Origin of the sequence: Flavobacterium sp. (assembly GCF_028712645.1) — a bacterium.
Lineage (GTDB): Bacteria > Bacteroidota > Bacteroidia > Flavobacteriales > Flavobacteriaceae > Flavobacterium.
Map to the genome: position 1 here is coordinate 1 of NZ_JAQTPQ010000062.1, position 15579 is coordinate 15579.

At 33.8% G+C, this 15579-nt stretch carries 16 protein-coding genes; 13 read left to right on the top strand and 3 right to left on the bottom strand.

Annotated features, from left to right (window positions below):
• The 7 genes from PHC28_RS06540 to proC form a co-directional block, all read left to right on the top strand.
• On the top strand, window positions 1–535 hold a 535-nt coding region (locus PHC28_RS06540; RefSeq protein ID WP_367277995.1), incomplete at its 5' end, for an aminoacyl--tRNA ligase-related protein.
• 18 nt (window positions 536–553) lie between these two features.
• Window positions 554–1234 carry a tetratricopeptide repeat protein gene (locus PHC28_RS06545; protein ID WP_300097499.1) on the top strand — a complete coding sequence of 227 codons (681 nt, stop codon included), beginning with the start codon at window positions 554–556 and terminating at the stop codon, window positions 1232–1234.
• 65 nt (window positions 1235–1299) lie between these two features.
• Window positions 1300–3078 (top strand): tetratricopeptide repeat protein, encoded by a 1779-nt coding sequence (locus PHC28_RS06550; protein ID WP_300097501.1) that lies wholly within the window; start codon window positions 1300–1302, stop codon window positions 3076–3078.
• A 54-nt stretch (window positions 3079–3132) separates the two neighbouring features.
• Window positions 3133–3444: a DUF4286 family protein gene (locus PHC28_RS06555; RefSeq protein WP_300097503.1), complete on the top strand. Its 312-nt coding sequence runs from the start codon at window positions 3133–3135 to the stop codon at window positions 3442–3444.
• 303 nt (window positions 3445–3747) lie between these two features.
• Window positions 3748–4527, top strand: a complete 780-nt coding sequence (gene rsmA / locus PHC28_RS06560; RefSeq protein ID WP_300097505.1) for a 16S rRNA (adenine(1518)-N(6)/adenine(1519)-N(6))-dimethyltransferase RsmA — start codon at window positions 3748–3750, stop codon at window positions 4525–4527.
• Window positions 4517–5866 (top strand): magnesium transporter, encoded by a 1350-nt coding sequence (gene mgtE / locus PHC28_RS06565; RefSeq protein ID WP_300097507.1) that lies wholly within the window; start codon window positions 4517–4519, stop codon window positions 5864–5866. The genes rsmA and mgtE overlap by 11 nt, the downstream gene beginning before the upstream one ends.
• A 10-nt stretch (window positions 5867–5876) precedes the next feature.
• The gene (gene proC / locus PHC28_RS06570; protein WP_300097509.1) at window positions 5877–6653 is read left to right on the top strand and encodes a pyrroline-5-carboxylate reductase; all 777 of its coding nucleotides are present in this window, start codon (window positions 5877–5879) and stop codon (window positions 6651–6653) included.
• Window positions 6654–6763: 110 nt separating this feature from the next.
• On the opposite strand, the gene nhaA is transcribed toward proC, so the two are convergent.
• Entirely contained in the window at window positions 6764–7930 is a 1167-nt protein-coding gene (gene nhaA / locus PHC28_RS06575; RefSeq protein WP_300097510.1) for a Na+/H+ antiporter NhaA, read from the bottom strand.
• Window positions 7931–8050: 120 nt separating this feature from the next.
• Here nhaA and PHC28_RS06580 point away from each other — a divergent pair, with 120 nt between their 5' ends.
• The 3 genes from PHC28_RS06580 (at window position 8051) to PHC28_RS06590 (ending at window position 9919) form a co-directional block, all read left to right on the top strand.
• Window positions 8051–9016 (top strand): 2-hydroxyacid dehydrogenase, encoded by a 966-nt coding sequence (locus PHC28_RS06580; RefSeq protein ID WP_300097511.1) that lies wholly within the window; start codon window positions 8051–8053, stop codon window positions 9014–9016.
• An 80-nt stretch (window positions 9017–9096) separates the two neighbouring features.
• Entirely contained in the window at window positions 9097–9480 is a 384-nt protein-coding gene (locus tag PHC28_RS06585; RefSeq protein ID WP_300097512.1) for a DUF4234 domain-containing protein, read from the top strand.
• The gene (locus tag PHC28_RS06590) at window positions 9455–9919 is read left to right on the top strand and encodes a DUF2752 domain-containing protein (RefSeq protein ID WP_300097513.1); all 465 of its coding nucleotides are present in this window, start codon (window positions 9455–9457) and stop codon (window positions 9917–9919) included. Before PHC28_RS06585 ends, PHC28_RS06590 begins: the two co-directional genes overlap by 26 nt.
• 13 nt (window positions 9920–9932) lie before the next feature.
• Here the strand turns inward: PHC28_RS06590 and PHC28_RS06595 are convergent, their stop codons facing one another.
• Complete coding sequence (locus PHC28_RS06595) at window positions 9933–11732, bottom strand: GNAT family N-acyltransferase (protein ID WP_300097522.1); 1800 nt, start codon at window positions 11730–11732, stop codon at window positions 9933–9935.
• Between the two features lie 116 nt (window positions 11733–11848).
• Here PHC28_RS06595 and PHC28_RS06600 point away from each other — a divergent pair, with 116 nt between their 5' ends.
• Window positions 11849–12613, top strand: a complete 765-nt coding sequence (locus PHC28_RS06600) for an exodeoxyribonuclease III (protein ID WP_300097514.1) — start codon at window positions 11849–11851, stop codon at window positions 12611–12613.
• A 23-nt stretch (window positions 12614–12636) separates the two neighbouring features.
• Entirely contained in the window at window positions 12637–13578 is a 942-nt protein-coding gene (locus PHC28_RS06605) for an OmpA family protein (RefSeq protein ID WP_300097515.1), read from the top strand.
• A gap of 60 nt (window positions 13579–13638) precedes the next feature.
• On the opposite strand, the gene PHC28_RS06610 is transcribed toward PHC28_RS06605, so the two are convergent.
• The gene (locus tag PHC28_RS06610) at window positions 13639–15000 is read right to left on the bottom strand and encodes a hypothetical protein (RefSeq protein ID WP_300097518.1); all 1362 of its coding nucleotides are present in this window, start codon (window positions 14998–15000) and stop codon (window positions 13639–13641) included.
• Between the two features lie 202 nt (window positions 15001–15202).
• Between PHC28_RS06610 and PHC28_RS06615 the strand changes: the two genes are divergently transcribed.
• Window positions 15203–15579, top strand: a 377-nt coding sequence (locus PHC28_RS06615; protein WP_300097520.1) for an aldo/keto reductase, incomplete at its 3' end; no start/stop codon positions are given.

The window sequence follows — 15579 nt, forward strand, 5'->3', positions numbered from 1 at the left end:
TTTGCACGAGAACGAATTGCCGGTTTTGGCAACGGCCTACACGCCTTGTTTCCGCAGGGAAGCGGGTTCTTACGGAGCCCACGTTCGTGGTTTGAACCGTTTGCACCAATTTGACAAAGTCGAAATCGTGCGAGTGGAACATCCTGATAAATCTTATGAAGCTTTGGACGGAATGGTAGCTCACGTAAAAAGTATTTTGCAAGAATTGAAATTACCATACCGAATTTTGCGTCTTTGTGGTGGCGATATGGGTTTCACCTCTGCTTTGACGTATGATTTCGAAGTGTATTCTACGGCGCAGGAGCGTTGGTTAGAAATCAGTTCCGTTTCTAATTTCGAGACTTTTCAGGCGAATCGTTTGAAATTGCGTTTCAAGGACAAAGACGGAAAAAACCAATTGGCACACACCTTAAACGGGAGTTCATTGGCTTTGCCAAGAGTACTTGCAGGAATTTTAGAAAATTACCAAACTCCAGAAGGAATCGTAATTCCTGAGGTTTTGCGAAGCTATTGCGGTTTTGATATTATTGATTAATTCGTTAAAATTTTCACTATGAAATTTAATATGACTATTTGCTTAATTATGAGTTTTTTAATTGTGGGTTGTGGAAATTCACAAAAAAAGGATAATGTTGGTAATTACGAATCCAAACTAAATTCTCCAACAAAAAATGATGAAGCAGCAAAATATTATAATGATGGTTATGCTGAATTTCAAAAAGAGAATTATGAAAAAGCAATTAAAAATTATAAAAAAGCGATACAACTTGATTCTAGTTATACCGATGCAATAGATAATTGTGCATTGTCATATCGTAGATTAAATCAATTGGATAGTGCCGAATACTATTACAAACTATCATTGAAAAAATTGCCGACAAATGAACTTGCAATGAGTAATTTAGGCTTGGTTTATATGTTTAAAAATGATTTTAAAACTGCAAAATCAACTTTTAAAAAATTATTAAAAACCAATCCTAATTATGGTGATGGATTATACAGTTTGTCGGAAGTTTATTTGAGGGAAAATAAAAATGATTCTGCCATAATTTATAGTTCAAAAGCATACGAAGTTTGGAAAGATAATAATCCAGAATTTTCAGCAGATGCACTATATTATACAGGACTAGCATATCTTCAAAAAGGAGACAAAAAGAAAGCAATGGATTTTTTTATTCGCGCAAATAAATTGGGTAAAAACATTCCTCCCGAAATACAAAAACAACTAAAATAAATTAGTTAAACACAAACTTATATGACCTTAAATGCCTTATATGGTTAAATAATAATTCTGAATCAATGAAAAAACTCTTTCTACATATCACCCTGTTTTTTTCATTGATTTGTTTTTCGCAAAACGAACAATTGGCGCAGTATTATTTCGACAAAGGTGATTTCGAGAAAGCAAAAATCAGTTTCGAAGAATTACTAAAAACAACACCGCAAAACTCGCTATATTTTCAACACGCAATAGATTGTTACCAGCAATTACAACTTTTTGATATTGCCGAAAAAGCCATTCGAGAACGATTAGATAAATACAAACAAGGTAATCTTTTGGTCGAATTGGGTTATAATTTCCAGTTGCAAAAAGACGAAACTTCTGCCAATAAGTATTATGATCAAGCCATCGAACGCATCAAGAAAAATCCAAATGAAGTATATGGAATTGCTAATTCTTTCGAGAGGAAAGTGCTTTTAGAACAGGCTTTAAAATCCTATCAAACGGCAACAACAATAGAACCAAAGTATAATTTTAATTATCAAATGGCACTGCTTTATGGTCAACTCGGTAATACCGAAATGATGATTTCCACTTTCCTCGATGAAGCATTTGCCAATCCTTTGAATTCGATCCAAATCCAGAATCAGTTGGCTCGTTTTATGGTCGATGAAGGTGATGAAAACTTCAACGAAACCTTGCGAAAAGCATTAATTATAAGAGCTCAGAAAAATCAAGATGTTTTTTGGAACCGTTATTTGAGTTGGTTTTATGTGCAACAAAAAGAATTCGGCAAAGCTTTCATCCAAGAAAAAGCCATTTACAAACGCAATCCAGAATCACTTTCGAACATCGTGAATTTGGGTCAACTCACTATTGAAGAAGACGATGAGGAAGCAGCCAAAGAAATTCTGGGATTTGTTTTGGAAAATACCAAAGATTTAGAACTGCTCATTCAAGCGAATTCCTATTTGATAAAAATGAAAATCGAAAAGGTGCAAGAAAAAGATTTCACCACCATTAACAGCGAATTAGAGGGTTTGTTGAAGGAATATGAAATAAGTCCTTTTACGCTATCTTTGCAGCTGATTCAAGCGCATTTAGTTGCTTTTAATTTGCGAAAACCTGAGGAAGGAAAAGCAATAATCAAGAAAGCGCTCGATTTGCAATTGAACGATTATGAAACGGCTGAAGCCAAAATGGTATTGGCAGATATTTTGCTTTACGAAGAAAAATACAATCAAGCCTTGCTATATTATTCGCAAATCGAAGAAGATTTAAAAAATGATGAAGTTGCGCACGAAGCAAGTTTAAAAGCTGCCAAAACAAGTTATTTTCAAGGCGATTTTGTGTGGGCATTGAAACAATTTAAGGAATTGAAAGCTGCCAATTCAGAATTAATTGCCAATGATGCTTTGGAATATTTCCTTTTAATAAACGACAATACCGTCGCCGATTCGACCCAAACGGCTTTGAAACAATTTGCTAAAGGCGATTATTTGTTGTATCAAAACAGGAATCAAGAAGCGATTGCGCAGTTTCAGTCGATTTTGAAAATCTTTAAAGGAGATGAAATTGAAGCAGTAACTTTGTTGCGTTTGGGGAAAATTTACGAAAAGCAAAGCGAATATAATTTGGCTTTAAGCCAATATGAAGAAATTATTAATCATCACGCTGACGGAATTTATATGGATGAAGCTTTGTATTTTTCGGCAGAAATTGAGAACAATAAATTACACGATTCCGAGAAAGCCAAACTGCTTTACGAGAAAATAATATTCAATCATCAGGACAGTATTTACTTTGTTGATGCTCGAAAAAAATACAGGCAATTGCGTGGAGATAAAGAGTTATAATTTGAAACGAGAAATTTTTAACCTAACACCCAGCACCTAACACCCAAGACCCAAATGATAATTTACAACGTTACCACCAACATACACGAAAGCGTTCACGAAAAGTGGATGATTTGGATGCAACACAAACATATTCCTGAGATGCTGGCTACGGGAAAATTCTCTTCGGCAAGAATGGTACGAGTTTTAATCGAGGAAGAAATGGGAGGAACAACCTATTCTGTTCAATATACAACGGATAGCAAGGAAACATTACAAAAATATTACGAAGAAGAAGCTCCAAAACTTCGGGAAGAAGGAATGAAACTATTTGGAGATAAAATGCTTTCATTCAGAACGGAATTGGAAGTGATAAGTGAACATTAAAAATGGTCAGTTTGGAAATAATTAGCAACAGATTGAACGGATTTACACAGATTTTTTAATTCTAAATTTAGAAAAATATAATTTGTTGCTGTTTGAAGTGTTTTTGGTAAATTTGCACCGACAATACACACCACGCTACAGTTTTAGCAATAAAAACAGCGTCTCAGGGTGTGTCTTTTGCTTTAAATACATTTTTTAGATTAGTAACTTTTGAAAAAAGGCCTTAACAATAAAAACTTTGCGCCTTCGTGCCTTTGTGGCAAAAAACAAACCTTTGTGCCTTCGTAGTCAAAAACAAACAATATGGAAAAAGTAAAAGCCAAAAAACACCTCGGACAGCATTTCTTGAAAGACGAAAGCGTAGCAAAGGCTATTGCCGACACCTTGAATCTCAAAGGTTACGATGATGTATTAGAAATAGGTCCTGGAATGGGAGTTTTGACCAAGTATTTATTGGAAAAACCTATCAACACTTATGTTATTGAAATTGACACGGAGTCGGTGGAGTATTTGGATGCCAATTATCCCAAATTACACGGAAAAATAATTTCTAAAGATTTCTTGAAATACGATGTCAATGAAGTTTTTGGCGGAAAACAATTTGCCATAATTGGCAATTTTCCATACAATATTTCCACACAAATTGTCTTTAAAACATTAGAACTTCGCGATCAAATTCCAGAATTCGCAGGAATGTTTCAGAAAGAAGTAGCCGAGCGAATTTGCGAGAAAAAAGGAAGTAAAACATACGGAATCCTTTCTGTTTTGGCACAAGCTTTTTATGACGCCGAATATTTATTTACCGTCGATGAAAATGTTTTTATTCCACCACCAAAAGTAAAATCAGGTGTGTTGCGTTTGCGCCGAAAAGAAAATTATAACTTGCCTTGCGGTGAAAAATTGTTTTTCACCGTCGTGAAAACCGCTTTCCAGCAAAGAAGAAAAACATTGAGAAACAGTTTAAAAACATTAAATTTGTCAGACAGTTTAAGGGAAGATGAAGTTTTTAATCTGCGTCCAGAGCAACTTAATGTTGAACAATTTATAGCATTGACCCAAAAAATAGAAGCCGATGGAGTTTAAAATCAGCAAGGAACTAATACACGAATTAGAGCAACTTATTCAAAGTAAAAATGACCAGCAACTGGAAGTTTTGCTGAACGATTTGCACCATGCTGATATTGCCGAAATTCTCGACGAACTCGATTTTGACGAAGCAACTTATATTTTTAAGGTTTTAGATAGCGAAAAAACCGCCGAAATTCTTCTTGAATTAGAAGATGATTTGCGTGAAAATATATTGAGCAGGCTTTCGCCAAAAGAGATTGCAGAAGAACTTGACGAGCTCGAAACGAATGATGCTGCTGATATTATTGCCGAGCTTTCGCAAAGCAAAAAACAAGAAGTAATCTCAGAACTTCAAGACGTAGAACACGCCAAAGATATTGTCGATTTGTTGCGTTACAAAGAAGATACTGCGGGTGGAATTATGCACAAAGAGTTGGTAAAAGTCAACGAAAACTGGGACGTTTTTATGTGTATCAAACAAATGAGAATTCAGGCTGAAAACATTTCGAGAGTCCATTCAATATATGTTGTTGATGATGAAAACAGACTTTTAGGACGTTTGTCGCTCAAGGATTTGTTGACAACATCGGCAAAAAAACCCATCAGCGAAGTCTATATCAAAAAATTAAATTCCGTTAATGTGGACACCGAAGATGTTGAGGTCGCTCGTATAATGCAAAAATACGATTTAGAAGCTATTCCAGTTACGGATGAATTAGGATGTCTAGTAGGTCGAATTACCATTGATGACATTGTTGACGTAATTAAGGACGAAGCCGATCAGGATTACCAATTGGCTGCGGGTATTACTCAAGACGTAGAAGCGGGCGATAGTATTCTTGAACTCACCAAAGCTCGTTTGCCTTGGCTTTTAATAGGAATGGTAATTGAAATTATTGCATCATTTGTATTAAAAAGCAATGAAAGTATGTTTCAAAAATATTCTACTTTGATAATTTTTGTTCCTTTACTATCAGCAACTGCAGGAAACATTGGAGTGCAAGCTTCGGCGATTGTAGTTCAGGGTTTGGCAAATGGAACATTGAAAGAATTTAGTCGCTCTTATTTCAGCAAAGAAATTGGAGTTGCGATGATTTCGGGTTCAATAATTTCCTTGATGTTATTGGGTTATCATTCGTTTATGTATCAGCAATATCAAGTGGGTTTGGCCATTTCGATTTCTATGGTAGTCGTAATTTTATTTGCGGCGACTTTAGGTACATTGGTTCCACTTTTTCTTCACAAGAATAAAATTGATCCTGCAATCGCAACAGGACCATTTGTTTCAACAACAAATGATGTATTCGGAATAATTCTTTATTTTTGGATCGCACAAATGATTTTAGGATTTTAAAACACACAAAATGAAAATACACATTATAGGAGGTGGAAACCTTGGTGTTTCCATAGCATTGGGAATAGCAAAATTTTCGAAAAGCAATCAGGTTACTGTAACTAGAAGAAATACCGCAAGTATTTTACATCTTGAAAATTTAGGAATCACGGTTTCTACAGACAATACCCATAATATTCAAGAAGCAGATATCATTATTCTTACCATAAAACCGTATCAAGTTGATACTGTTTTGGGAGAAATACTTCCGAAAATCTCCAACAAAACGATTGCTTCAGCTGTGAGTGGATTGTCAGTTGAAAGTTTACAAAATAAAATAGGCGAATCAAACAGCGCCATAAGAATTATGCCCAATATTGCAGCTCAATTTGGAGCATCGGCAACCTGTATTGCTTTTCGAGAAAAAGACAAAGATAACGGGCAAAATGTTGTAGCCCTTTTCCAAGATTTAGGAACAGCACCTATTATTGATGAAAAATTGATGGATGCGGCTACGGTTTTAGCAGCAAGCGGAACAGCTTTTGCCTTGCGTTATATTCGTGCTTCGATGCAAGCCGGAATCGAAATAGGATTTGACTGGCAAACGGCTTTGGCAATTTCAGCCCAAACTGTAAAAGGTGCAGCTGAAATGCTTCTCGAAGAAAAAGGACATCCAGAACAATTAATTGACAGAGTGACAACGCCGCAAGGTTGCACGATTGCAGGCTTAAACGAAATGGAAATGCACGGATTTAGTTCGTCATTGATTAGAGGAATCAAAACTTCTTTGAAACAGATAAAGGGATAATTTTCGAAAAATAATTTGATAAAAAGGGGTTCAGTTTTAAGTAACGAAACACCCTTTTTGTATTTATAAAAATCCGTGATAATCTGTGTTTTCGCAAAGCGAATTCGTTTTTATCTGTGTTTCATTATCTCTTTTTTTGTTTTGTTTTTTAAACTGATTTTCAACCAAATAAAACCTAAAGTTCCTGCAATAAAGGAAGCTATCAAAACGGCTATTTTCGAATTGATAATCACTTCATTATTTCCAGGAAAAGCAAGAAGGGTAATAAAAATTGACATTGTAAAACCAATTCCCCCCAGCATTCCTGCGCCAATGATACTTGACCATTTTAAGTTTTTCGGCAATTTGCACATTCCTAAACTCACACCGAGGAGAGCAAAAATAAAAATCCCTAATGGTTTTCCGATGATTAATCCAAGAATGATTCCCAAGGAATTTGTTTGGCTCAAACCTTCACTCCAATTCGGATTTATGGCAATACAAGTATTGGCAATGGCAAAAAGAGGCAGAATAAAAAAGGCAACGGGTTTGTGTAAAAAATGTTGAAGAATATAAGAAGGCGATTTCTTTTCTCCATCACCAAAAGGAATGGCAAAAGCCAACAAAACTCCTGTTATCGTAGCGTGAACTCCGGAATTTAGCATAAAATACCACATTGCAACTCCACCAATTAAATAGGGAATTAGGTTATGAACTTTCATCCGATTCAGAAAAAGCAAAAACCCAAAAACACCCAAAGCGATAGCTAAATTCACGAATGCAATTGTGGTTGTGTAGAAAATGGCAATCACGATAATAGCTCCTAAATCGTCCATTACAGCTAATGCGGTAAGGAATACTTTTAACGATGAAGGCACTCGACTTCCTAAAAGGGATAAAATTCCTATAGCAAATGCAATATCGGTCGCCATTGGTATTCCAGCGCCATTTTGAGTTGATGTTCCAAAATTCAACAACAAGAAAAGTCCAGCAGGAATTAGCATTCCGCCAATAGCACTAAAAATAGGCAAGGCGGCATTTTTAATACTAGATAATTCTCCGTTGTAAATTTCGCGCTCTAATTCTAATCCTATCAAGAGAAAGAAGATTGCCATTAATCCGTCATTAATCCAATGAGTGATAGAATGGTAGCCAATTTCAGTTGACCAAAGTAGAATATAATCGGTTTGAATAGGGGAATTTGCGAGACTCAGTGACAAAATGGTTACTAAGAGGAGCACAATTCCACCTGCTTTTTCGCTTTTGAAAAAGGTTTTGAATGGTTTTGTTAATTTCATAGTTTGTATTTTGTTGCTATCCTACAAACTTAAACAATTGTTTTACTAAATCCTTTTAACAAAACGATAAACCGTAATTTTTTTTGTTATTTTGGTGAACGAAATATTGAAATACTTTTTATGAATATCAAAATCCTTCATATCGATAGCAACCATCCTTTGCTTTGGGAACAATTGCAGCAAGCGGGATTTATCAATTACGAAGATTTCACTTCTTCGAAAGAAGAAATTGAAGCAAAAATCCAAGATTATCAAGGAATTGTCATCCGCAGCCGATTCAAAATTGATAAAAAATTTCTGGATAAAGCGACTAATTTGCAATTCATTGCACGCGTTGGCGCTGGTTTGGAAAGTATAGATTGTGAATATGCATTGTCAAAAAATATCCAACTCATTGCCGCACCCGAAGGCAACAGAAATGCGGTCGCCGAACATACTTTGGGAATGATTTTGTCGCTTTTTAATAATTTGAATCAAGCCGACAACGAAATAAAATCGGGACATTGGAACCGAGAAAAAAACCGTGGTCACGAACTCGATGGCAAAACCGTGGGTATCATTGGATACGGAAATATGGGAAAATCTTTTGCCAAAAAACTGCGAGGTTTTGATGTGGAAGTTTTGTGTTATGACATTCAGGAAAACGTTGGCGATGAAAATGCACGACAAGTTTCAATCGAAGAGTTACAACAAAAATCGGATGTTTTAAGCTTGCATATTCCTTGGACACCTGAAACGGATAAAATGGTCGATGCTGATTTTATCAATGCTTTCGCCAAATCATTTTGGATAATAAACACTTCCCGAGGGAAAAATATTGTAACTGCAGATTTGGTCGAAGCGATGAAAATGGGTAAAATTCTTGGAGCTGGGTTGGATGTTTTAGAATATGAAAAGCTGTCTTTTGAAACTCTATTTTTGTCATCCCAAGAGAATGCGAGGGAACTTCCCGAAGCTTTTCAGTATTTATTGAATGCAAGAAATGCAATTCTTACGCCACATATTGCCGGATGGACTTTTGAAAGCCACGAAAGATTGGCACAAGTGATTGTAGATAAAATCAAGAAGTTATACAATATAAGTTAAAATGATATATTTAAAACCAATCAATAATACATTTCAATAAAAATCTACTATTTTTACCTTAACTAATTAATAATCAAACTATGGAAACCACAAAACCAGAACATTGGAACACACCAAACAACCCAATTCCCGTATTTAAAGTTGATCCGGTATTAGTATTAATCTTAGGATTTATCACTTGCGGATTATATCATATTTATTGGAATTATAAGATAGCCGAAGTACTAAATGCTGTCACAGGGCGTGAAGTTATTTCTTCGCCAATTGCAATTTTTGCAGGGTGTTGTTTTCCTATAAATATTTATTTTTTCTACTTAGCAGGAAGAGAAGCTTTGCCAGAAGTATATAAACGCATTGGTTATCCACAAAAAGATGATTCTACATTATTGATGGTTTTAGGGTTTTTCTTTCCAATGGCTGCTGCAATGATTGTTCAAAATGACATCAATAGACTTTATAATTAATACAAAATCAAAACGTAAAATCTACGGAATTATCGGCGCATTAATTACGCTGATGATTCCATATTTTTTAATGTTGTTTAATGTAAATAATCATCTCGAAACGGATCAATCGTTATGTTCATTAAAGATGCTCACAGGTTTTCCTTGTCCGGGTTGTGGGATAACAAAATCATTGGTCTATTTTTATGAGGGTGACTTGCAAAAAAGTTTGTATTACCACCTTTTTGGGCCATTAGTGATTGCATTTTGCATTGTCACAATTGTAGTTCTTACTACCGAGTTAATCACCAAAAAAGAATATTTCAACAAATGGTTGTTCAATAAAAAACTAGCTTATGGTTTAGCAATTTTTTTAGCAACTTATCACTTTATTAGAATCATTTATTTTATAAAGAATAATTCTATTGATGACATTTTGCATCAGTCAATTTGGAGGTAAAACTTAAATTTCCCTAATCTTTTTCAGCTAATTTTTTTTCCAATTCAGCCTGAAATTCTTCCATAACGGGTTTTACGGTGCTATCAGGAATATCAGAAATTCGAATATACATTAAGCCGTCGACAGCGTTATTAAACAGCGGGTCAACATTAAAAGCGACTACTCTCGCATTCTGTTTAATGTATTTTTTTATCAAAACAGGTAAACGCAAGGCGCCAGGTTCTAACTCGTCGATAATTTTATCAAATTTATTTAAGTCAGCTTCAGCTTCATCAAAAATAAAATCTTTATCGGCATCTTTTAACTTGACTTTAAAAGCTTTTTTAGGATGAATGTATTGTGCAATATAAGGATCATAGAAATTCGATTTCATAAACTCAATCATTAATGATTTCGAAAAATCAGAAAATTGATTGCTGATGCTCACGCCACCAAGCAAGAATTTATGTTCTGGATAACGCAGTGTAATATGAATAATTCCTTTCCAAAGTAGGAAAAGAGGCATTGGTTTTTGTTGGTATTCTTTAACAATAAAAGCACGACCCATTTCGATAGATTTGTGAATCATATCATATAATTCAGGTTCAAATCTAAAAAGATCGTTGAGATAAAATCCTTCAATTCCATATTTTGGATAAATTTCTGAACCAAGTCCCATTCTATAAGCACCAGCAATTTTTTTGGCATCCTCATCCCACAAAAACATATGACGATAATGCGTATCGAAAGAATCAATATCTGTTGATTCGTTTGTTCCTTCGCCCACTTCCCGAAAAGTAATTTCGCGCAAACGTCCTATTTCGTGAAGTACATTCGGAATTTCTTTGGCTTTGGCAAAAAACACCTCATAGTTCTTACTTTGCAGTAATCGGCAATCGTTATCACGCAAAAAATTGATTTCGTTAATCATATTATCCTGACTTGCGGCAGTAATAATTTCCTTAGGATTTTTTGGAATCTTTAAATTTGGTGTTGGCAAAAAGGGAGTTTCCTTTTCAAAAGGATTAGCTAGCATATAAGTTTTTCGTCTTAAAAACTCACAATAATCTTCAATAGAAGTATGTTCATTTTGCTCAGCAACTGAAATAGGTTTTCCAATTCGCACTTTTATCACGCGACGTTTTTGGCTAAATACTTCCGATGGCAATTTTGCCGTACGCATCGTATCGCTAATTTTCGAAAGAAAATAAAAAAACCAGCTGTTTTTGGCGTGAAAATAAATCGGAACAACAGGAACTTGTGCTTTACGAATTACTTTTATTGCGCCTTCTTCCCATTCTTTATCTACAACAAGTTTCCCGTCTTTATAGGTCGAAACTTCACCAGCTGGAAACATTCCTAATGGTTTTCCGTCACTCAAATGGCGAAGTGTTTCCTTTATTCCCACCACACTTGACTTTGCATCTTTGTGGTTTTCGAAAGGATTTACAGGCATGATGTATTTTCTCAAAGGCTCAATTCGATGCAGCAAAAAATTGGCAATAATTTTAAAATTTGGCTCTTTTTCGAGCATTAATTTTAACAATAAAACGCCGTCAATTCCTCCCAGAGGATGGTTTGATATGGTGATGTAAGCACCATCTTTGGGCAAACGTTTGAAATCTTCTTCAGGAATTTCAAATTTTATTTGTAGATTATCTATGATAGCATTTAAGAAATCAACATCTTTTAAGTGTTTATTTCTGTCGTAAAATTTATTTAAAGTAGAGATTTTCAATGCCTTCATCAATAACCATCCCGAAAAAGTACCTAAAAAACCGTACTTATCAGCGTTTATTGCTTTGGCAATTTCTTTAGCAGTAACTAAACCCATATAATTATTTGTGTATTGAGCGAAAAACAAAGATAGCAAAAAACTCCATTTTCTTTCTTTTTTGGCAATCAATCTTTATTGTTTTTTTATTACTTTTGAAACACTAAATTTTTTTAATGAAAATCATTTCTTATAATGTTAACGGGATTAGATCGGCAATTTCTAAAGGATTCATTGACTGGATTCAACAAGCTAATCCAGATGTAATTTGTCTCCAAGAAATTAAAGCAACTCCAGAACAAATTCCTCTTCTTGATTTTGAACTCGCAGGTTATCCATTTCATTACTGGTTTCCAGCCACAAAAAAAGGATATAGTGGTGTCGCCATTTTATCGAAAACAGAACCTAATACTATTGTTTTTGGAACTGGAATTCCACATATGGATTTCGAGGGAAGAAACATTCGTGTCGATTTTGATGAATTTTCGGTGATGAGTTTGTACTTGCCTTCGGGGACTAATATAGAAAGGTTAGAACACAAGTTTATGTATATGGATGATTTTCAAAACTACATTAATGAATTGAAGAAGGAAATTCCCAATTTGATAATTTGTGGTGATTACAACATTTGCCACGAAGCAATTGACATTCACGACCCGATTCGAAACAAAAAAGTTTCTGGATTTTTACCTGAAGAAAGAGCTTGGCTAGATGGTTTTTTAAATAGTGGTTTTATTGATAGTTTCCGTTTTTTGAATAAAGAACCTAATAATTACACTTGGTGGACTGTTCGATTTCCATCAGCAAGATTAGAAAACAAAGGATGGCGCATTGATTATTGTTTAGTTAGCGAACCTTTAAAACAAAAAATCAAAAGAGCCGTTATATTACCAGAAGCCAAACATTCTGACCATTGCCCAATTATGGTTGAAGTTGAATAAAAATTACCCTAAATAAAAACAAAATGATAAAAAGAATTTCCCTCGGATTGTTGATTGTAGCACTTTCAACTTCTTGTGTTTCCAAGAAAATTTACAATGATTTAGAAAACAAATATGCCGATTTAAAGAAAGAAAACCGAAGCATTTCAGATGAAAATGCCGATTTGCTTAAATCAAAAAGCCAATTAGAATTAGACCGTGAAGCTTTGCTTTCGGAGTTGGCAAAAGTAAAATCAGAACGCAATAAAGTGCAAGCCGAAATAGATGCTGCCAATAAAAAATACGATGTTTTACAAAATTCCTATCAAGCATTAGAGAAAAATAGTAATGAAGCGTTGAAAGCCAATATGGCTAAAAATCGTGAATTGTTAGAACAACTTGAAGCTAAAGAAAAAGCATTGGCAATAGACCAAGAACGTTTAGATAAAAGTAATCAAAGATTGAATGAACTTGAAGCATTGATTGCTGCTAAAGAAGAAAGTATGCGAAAACTAAAAGAAACGTTATCGAATGCTTTGAATGGTTTTGAAGGAAAAGGATTGACTGTAGAACAAAAAAACGGAAAAGTGTATGTTTCTATGGAGAACAAATTGCTTTTCAATTCTGGAAGTTGGGCAGTAGGAACTGAAGGTAAAAAAGCAGTTGTAGAAGTGGGAAAAGTATTGGGCGACAATCCTGATATTTCGGTTTTGATTGAAGGGCATACTGATGATGATCCTTATCCAGGTTCAGGACCAATTGCAGATAACTGGGATTTATCAACCAAAAGAGCTACGGCGATTGTTGCCATTTTGAGCGAAAACAAAGCTATCAACAAAAAAAATCTTACCGCTGCAGGAAGAGGGGAGTTTTCACCATTAGCAAGTAATGCCACTGCAGAAGGGAAAGCCAAAAATCGTAGAATCGAAATTATACTTACTCCAAGATTAGACGAGATTGCCGAAATGTTGAAGGAGATAAATTAAATACTAACTAATAATTCTAAAAAAGGTTCGCGTGAAAATGTTGAACCTTTTTTTGTGGTTTTAATTTTCAAATTCTGTAAAGTTATACATTTTTGTATTTTCATCGTAAAAGCCTAAAATTTGTTTTTCACCAAATTTTGAAATTGTAAAATTTGATATTTTTTTTGTTTTTGATATATATTCTTCAATTTCACTAACTTTAAAATCTGATTTTTGGTTCGAAAAGGTTTGTAATTGATTATCTATATTTAAAGAAGCAAAAACTGCATATCTCTTTTTATAAATTGAAATGTTTTTAGAAGATGTTTTTTCGGAAACAAGCATTGTTAGGGCACCAATTACTCCAAAAACAGGTAACATAGTAATGGCACTACTGTGCTGTAAATCTGAAACTGCACCAAAATTGATTTGATAAGTGTCATTTATTTTAGTGCAATATATACCTGATCCATACCCTATTTTAGATGATCTCTCTAAAAAATCTTTAGAATTTTTTAACACTTCTGTTTCTTTTTCCGTAGGGGATATAATGTAATAAGAATTACTGTTTTCAGTAGTTTCTTTTTCAGGTTTTAGTATATAAGTTTTTATTAGTTGCCCGTCAAGGGTTTTAATGGTAATAATTTCTAGTTCCGAAGTTATTTTGAATTGAAACAATTTATCGTCAATTAAAAATGAATTTGATTCCATCTCCGTTATGCTTTCTAATGATGCTCCAATTAGTGGAGTCGCAATATGATTTACATTAGCGGTAAAATCTTTTAAATTAACATTTAATATTTGCGTAACGGATTTTGAAATATCAAACGTAAAAATTAACTGATTTTCTTTTATATATAGTTTTGTTTTGGATGAAGCTTCAATTAAACTAATATTACTTTTTGAATCAATTACAGTAAAGTTTTTTATGGCAAATGTTCCATAAAAACTCCCAATACTTTTATATAATGTTGTTGGATTATTATAGTAATTTAATAATTTAAAATTACTAATATCAATAATATGGCTTGTTATATTTCCTTTGAAATCAATGCTATTAATTTTAAGATTGTTTGTTCCCTTTATAGTGTATAACATATAAAATTTGTCATTTTGAGAAAAATTATAAATATTGTTGTCTTTTTCTATATTCAAGGGAATATTTATATGTGTAGTTTTTTTGTTTAAAAAATCGAATGATATAGCAAATAAATCTCCTGATTTTTCATCTTTGCAATAGAGTATATTTGTATTTTTATTATAATTAGATCCTATTATGGAATATTTTTCTGTAATTAATTTTGTTGAAAGTGAATCAATAATTTGTTTATCCTCATTTAATTTTATGGAAAGAATTCTATTATTGTCAGCGTTAAATAATGTAGTTGTTTGGGTAGAGTCATTTTTCACATCAAACACTAAATTGTTAGAATTTATTTGCATATGAAATGAATTTATAAATTTTTGCGAAAATCCGATAGAACTAATAATTAAGAAAGCAAGGGTTAAGATTCTTTTAAACATAATTTTCGTGAAATTTTAAGATGAAATCAAATGTAGTTGTTTTTTTCTAGTAAGTAAACTCTCTCCCTATTTAATTTTTTTACAATCTGCTTCGTATCTTTGAGCTCAAATAATTACTTAAATGAAATACACTACATTACCCAATACCGATATAAAAATCAGCAAAATTTGCCTAGGTACAATGACTTTTGGTCAACAAAACACTGAAGCCGATGGTCACGCCCAAATGGATTATGCGCTCGAACAAGGAATTAATTTTTTTGATACTGCCGAGATGTATTCTGTACCAGGACGCAAAGAAACCTACGGAAGCACCGAGAAAATATTGGGTACCTGGTTTAAAAAATCAGGAAAAAGAGAAGAAATAATTTTGGCTTCAAAAATCGCAGGGCCTAATCCTGGATTGTCTTACATCAGAGAAAATATGGATTTTTCTCCTGCAAGTATTGCCTTGTCTTTAGACAAAAGTTTGACGCGTTTGCAAACGGATTATATTGA

What these genes read in the sequence shown, in the direction of transcription:
- PHC28_RS06545 (WP_300097499.1), top strand. Translation starts at nt 554, where the DNA reads ATGAAATTTAATATGACTATTTGCTTAATTATGAGTTTTTTAATTGTG.
- PHC28_RS06550 (WP_300097501.1), top strand. Translation starts at nt 1,300, where the DNA reads ATGAAAAAACTCTTTCTACATATCACCCTGTTTTTTTCATTGATTTGT.
- PHC28_RS06555 (WP_300097503.1), top strand. Translation starts at nt 3,133, where the DNA reads ATGATAATTTACAACGTTACCACCAACATACACGAAAGCGTTCACGAA.
- rsmA (WP_300097505.1), top strand. Translation starts at nt 3,748, where the DNA reads ATGGAAAAAGTAAAAGCCAAAAAACACCTCGGACAGCATTTCTTGAAA.
- mgtE (WP_300097507.1), top strand. Translation starts at nt 4,517, where the DNA reads ATGGAGTTTAAAATCAGCAAGGAACTAATACACGAATTAGAGCAACTT.
- proC (WP_300097509.1), top strand. Translation starts at nt 5,877, where the DNA reads ATGAAAATACACATTATAGGAGGTGGAAACCTTGGTGTTTCCATAGCA.
- nhaA (WP_300097510.1), bottom strand. Translation starts at nt 7,930, where the DNA reads ATGAAATTAACAAAACCATTCAAAACCTTTTTCAAAAGCGAAAAAGCA.
- PHC28_RS06580 (WP_300097511.1), top strand. Translation starts at nt 8,051, where the DNA reads ATGAATATCAAAATCCTTCATATCGATAGCAACCATCCTTTGCTTTGG.
- PHC28_RS06585 (WP_300097512.1), top strand. Translation starts at nt 9,097, where the DNA reads ATGGAAACCACAAAACCAGAACATTGGAACACACCAAACAACCCAATT.
- PHC28_RS06590 (WP_300097513.1), top strand. Translation starts at nt 9,455, where the DNA reads ATGACATCAATAGACTTTATAATTAATACAAAATCAAAACGTAAAATC.
- PHC28_RS06595 (WP_300097522.1), bottom strand. Translation starts at nt 11,732, where the DNA reads ATGGGTTTAGTTACTGCTAAAGAAATTGCCAAAGCAATAAACGCTGAT.
- PHC28_RS06600 (WP_300097514.1), top strand. Translation starts at nt 11,849, where the DNA reads ATGAAAATCATTTCTTATAATGTTAACGGGATTAGATCGGCAATTTCT.
- PHC28_RS06605 (WP_300097515.1), top strand. Translation starts at nt 12,637, where the DNA reads ATGATAAAAAGAATTTCCCTCGGATTGTTGATTGTAGCACTTTCAACT.
- PHC28_RS06610 (WP_300097518.1), bottom strand. Translation starts at nt 15,000, where the DNA reads ATGCAAATAAATTCTAACAATTTAGTGTTTGATGTGAAAAATGACTCT.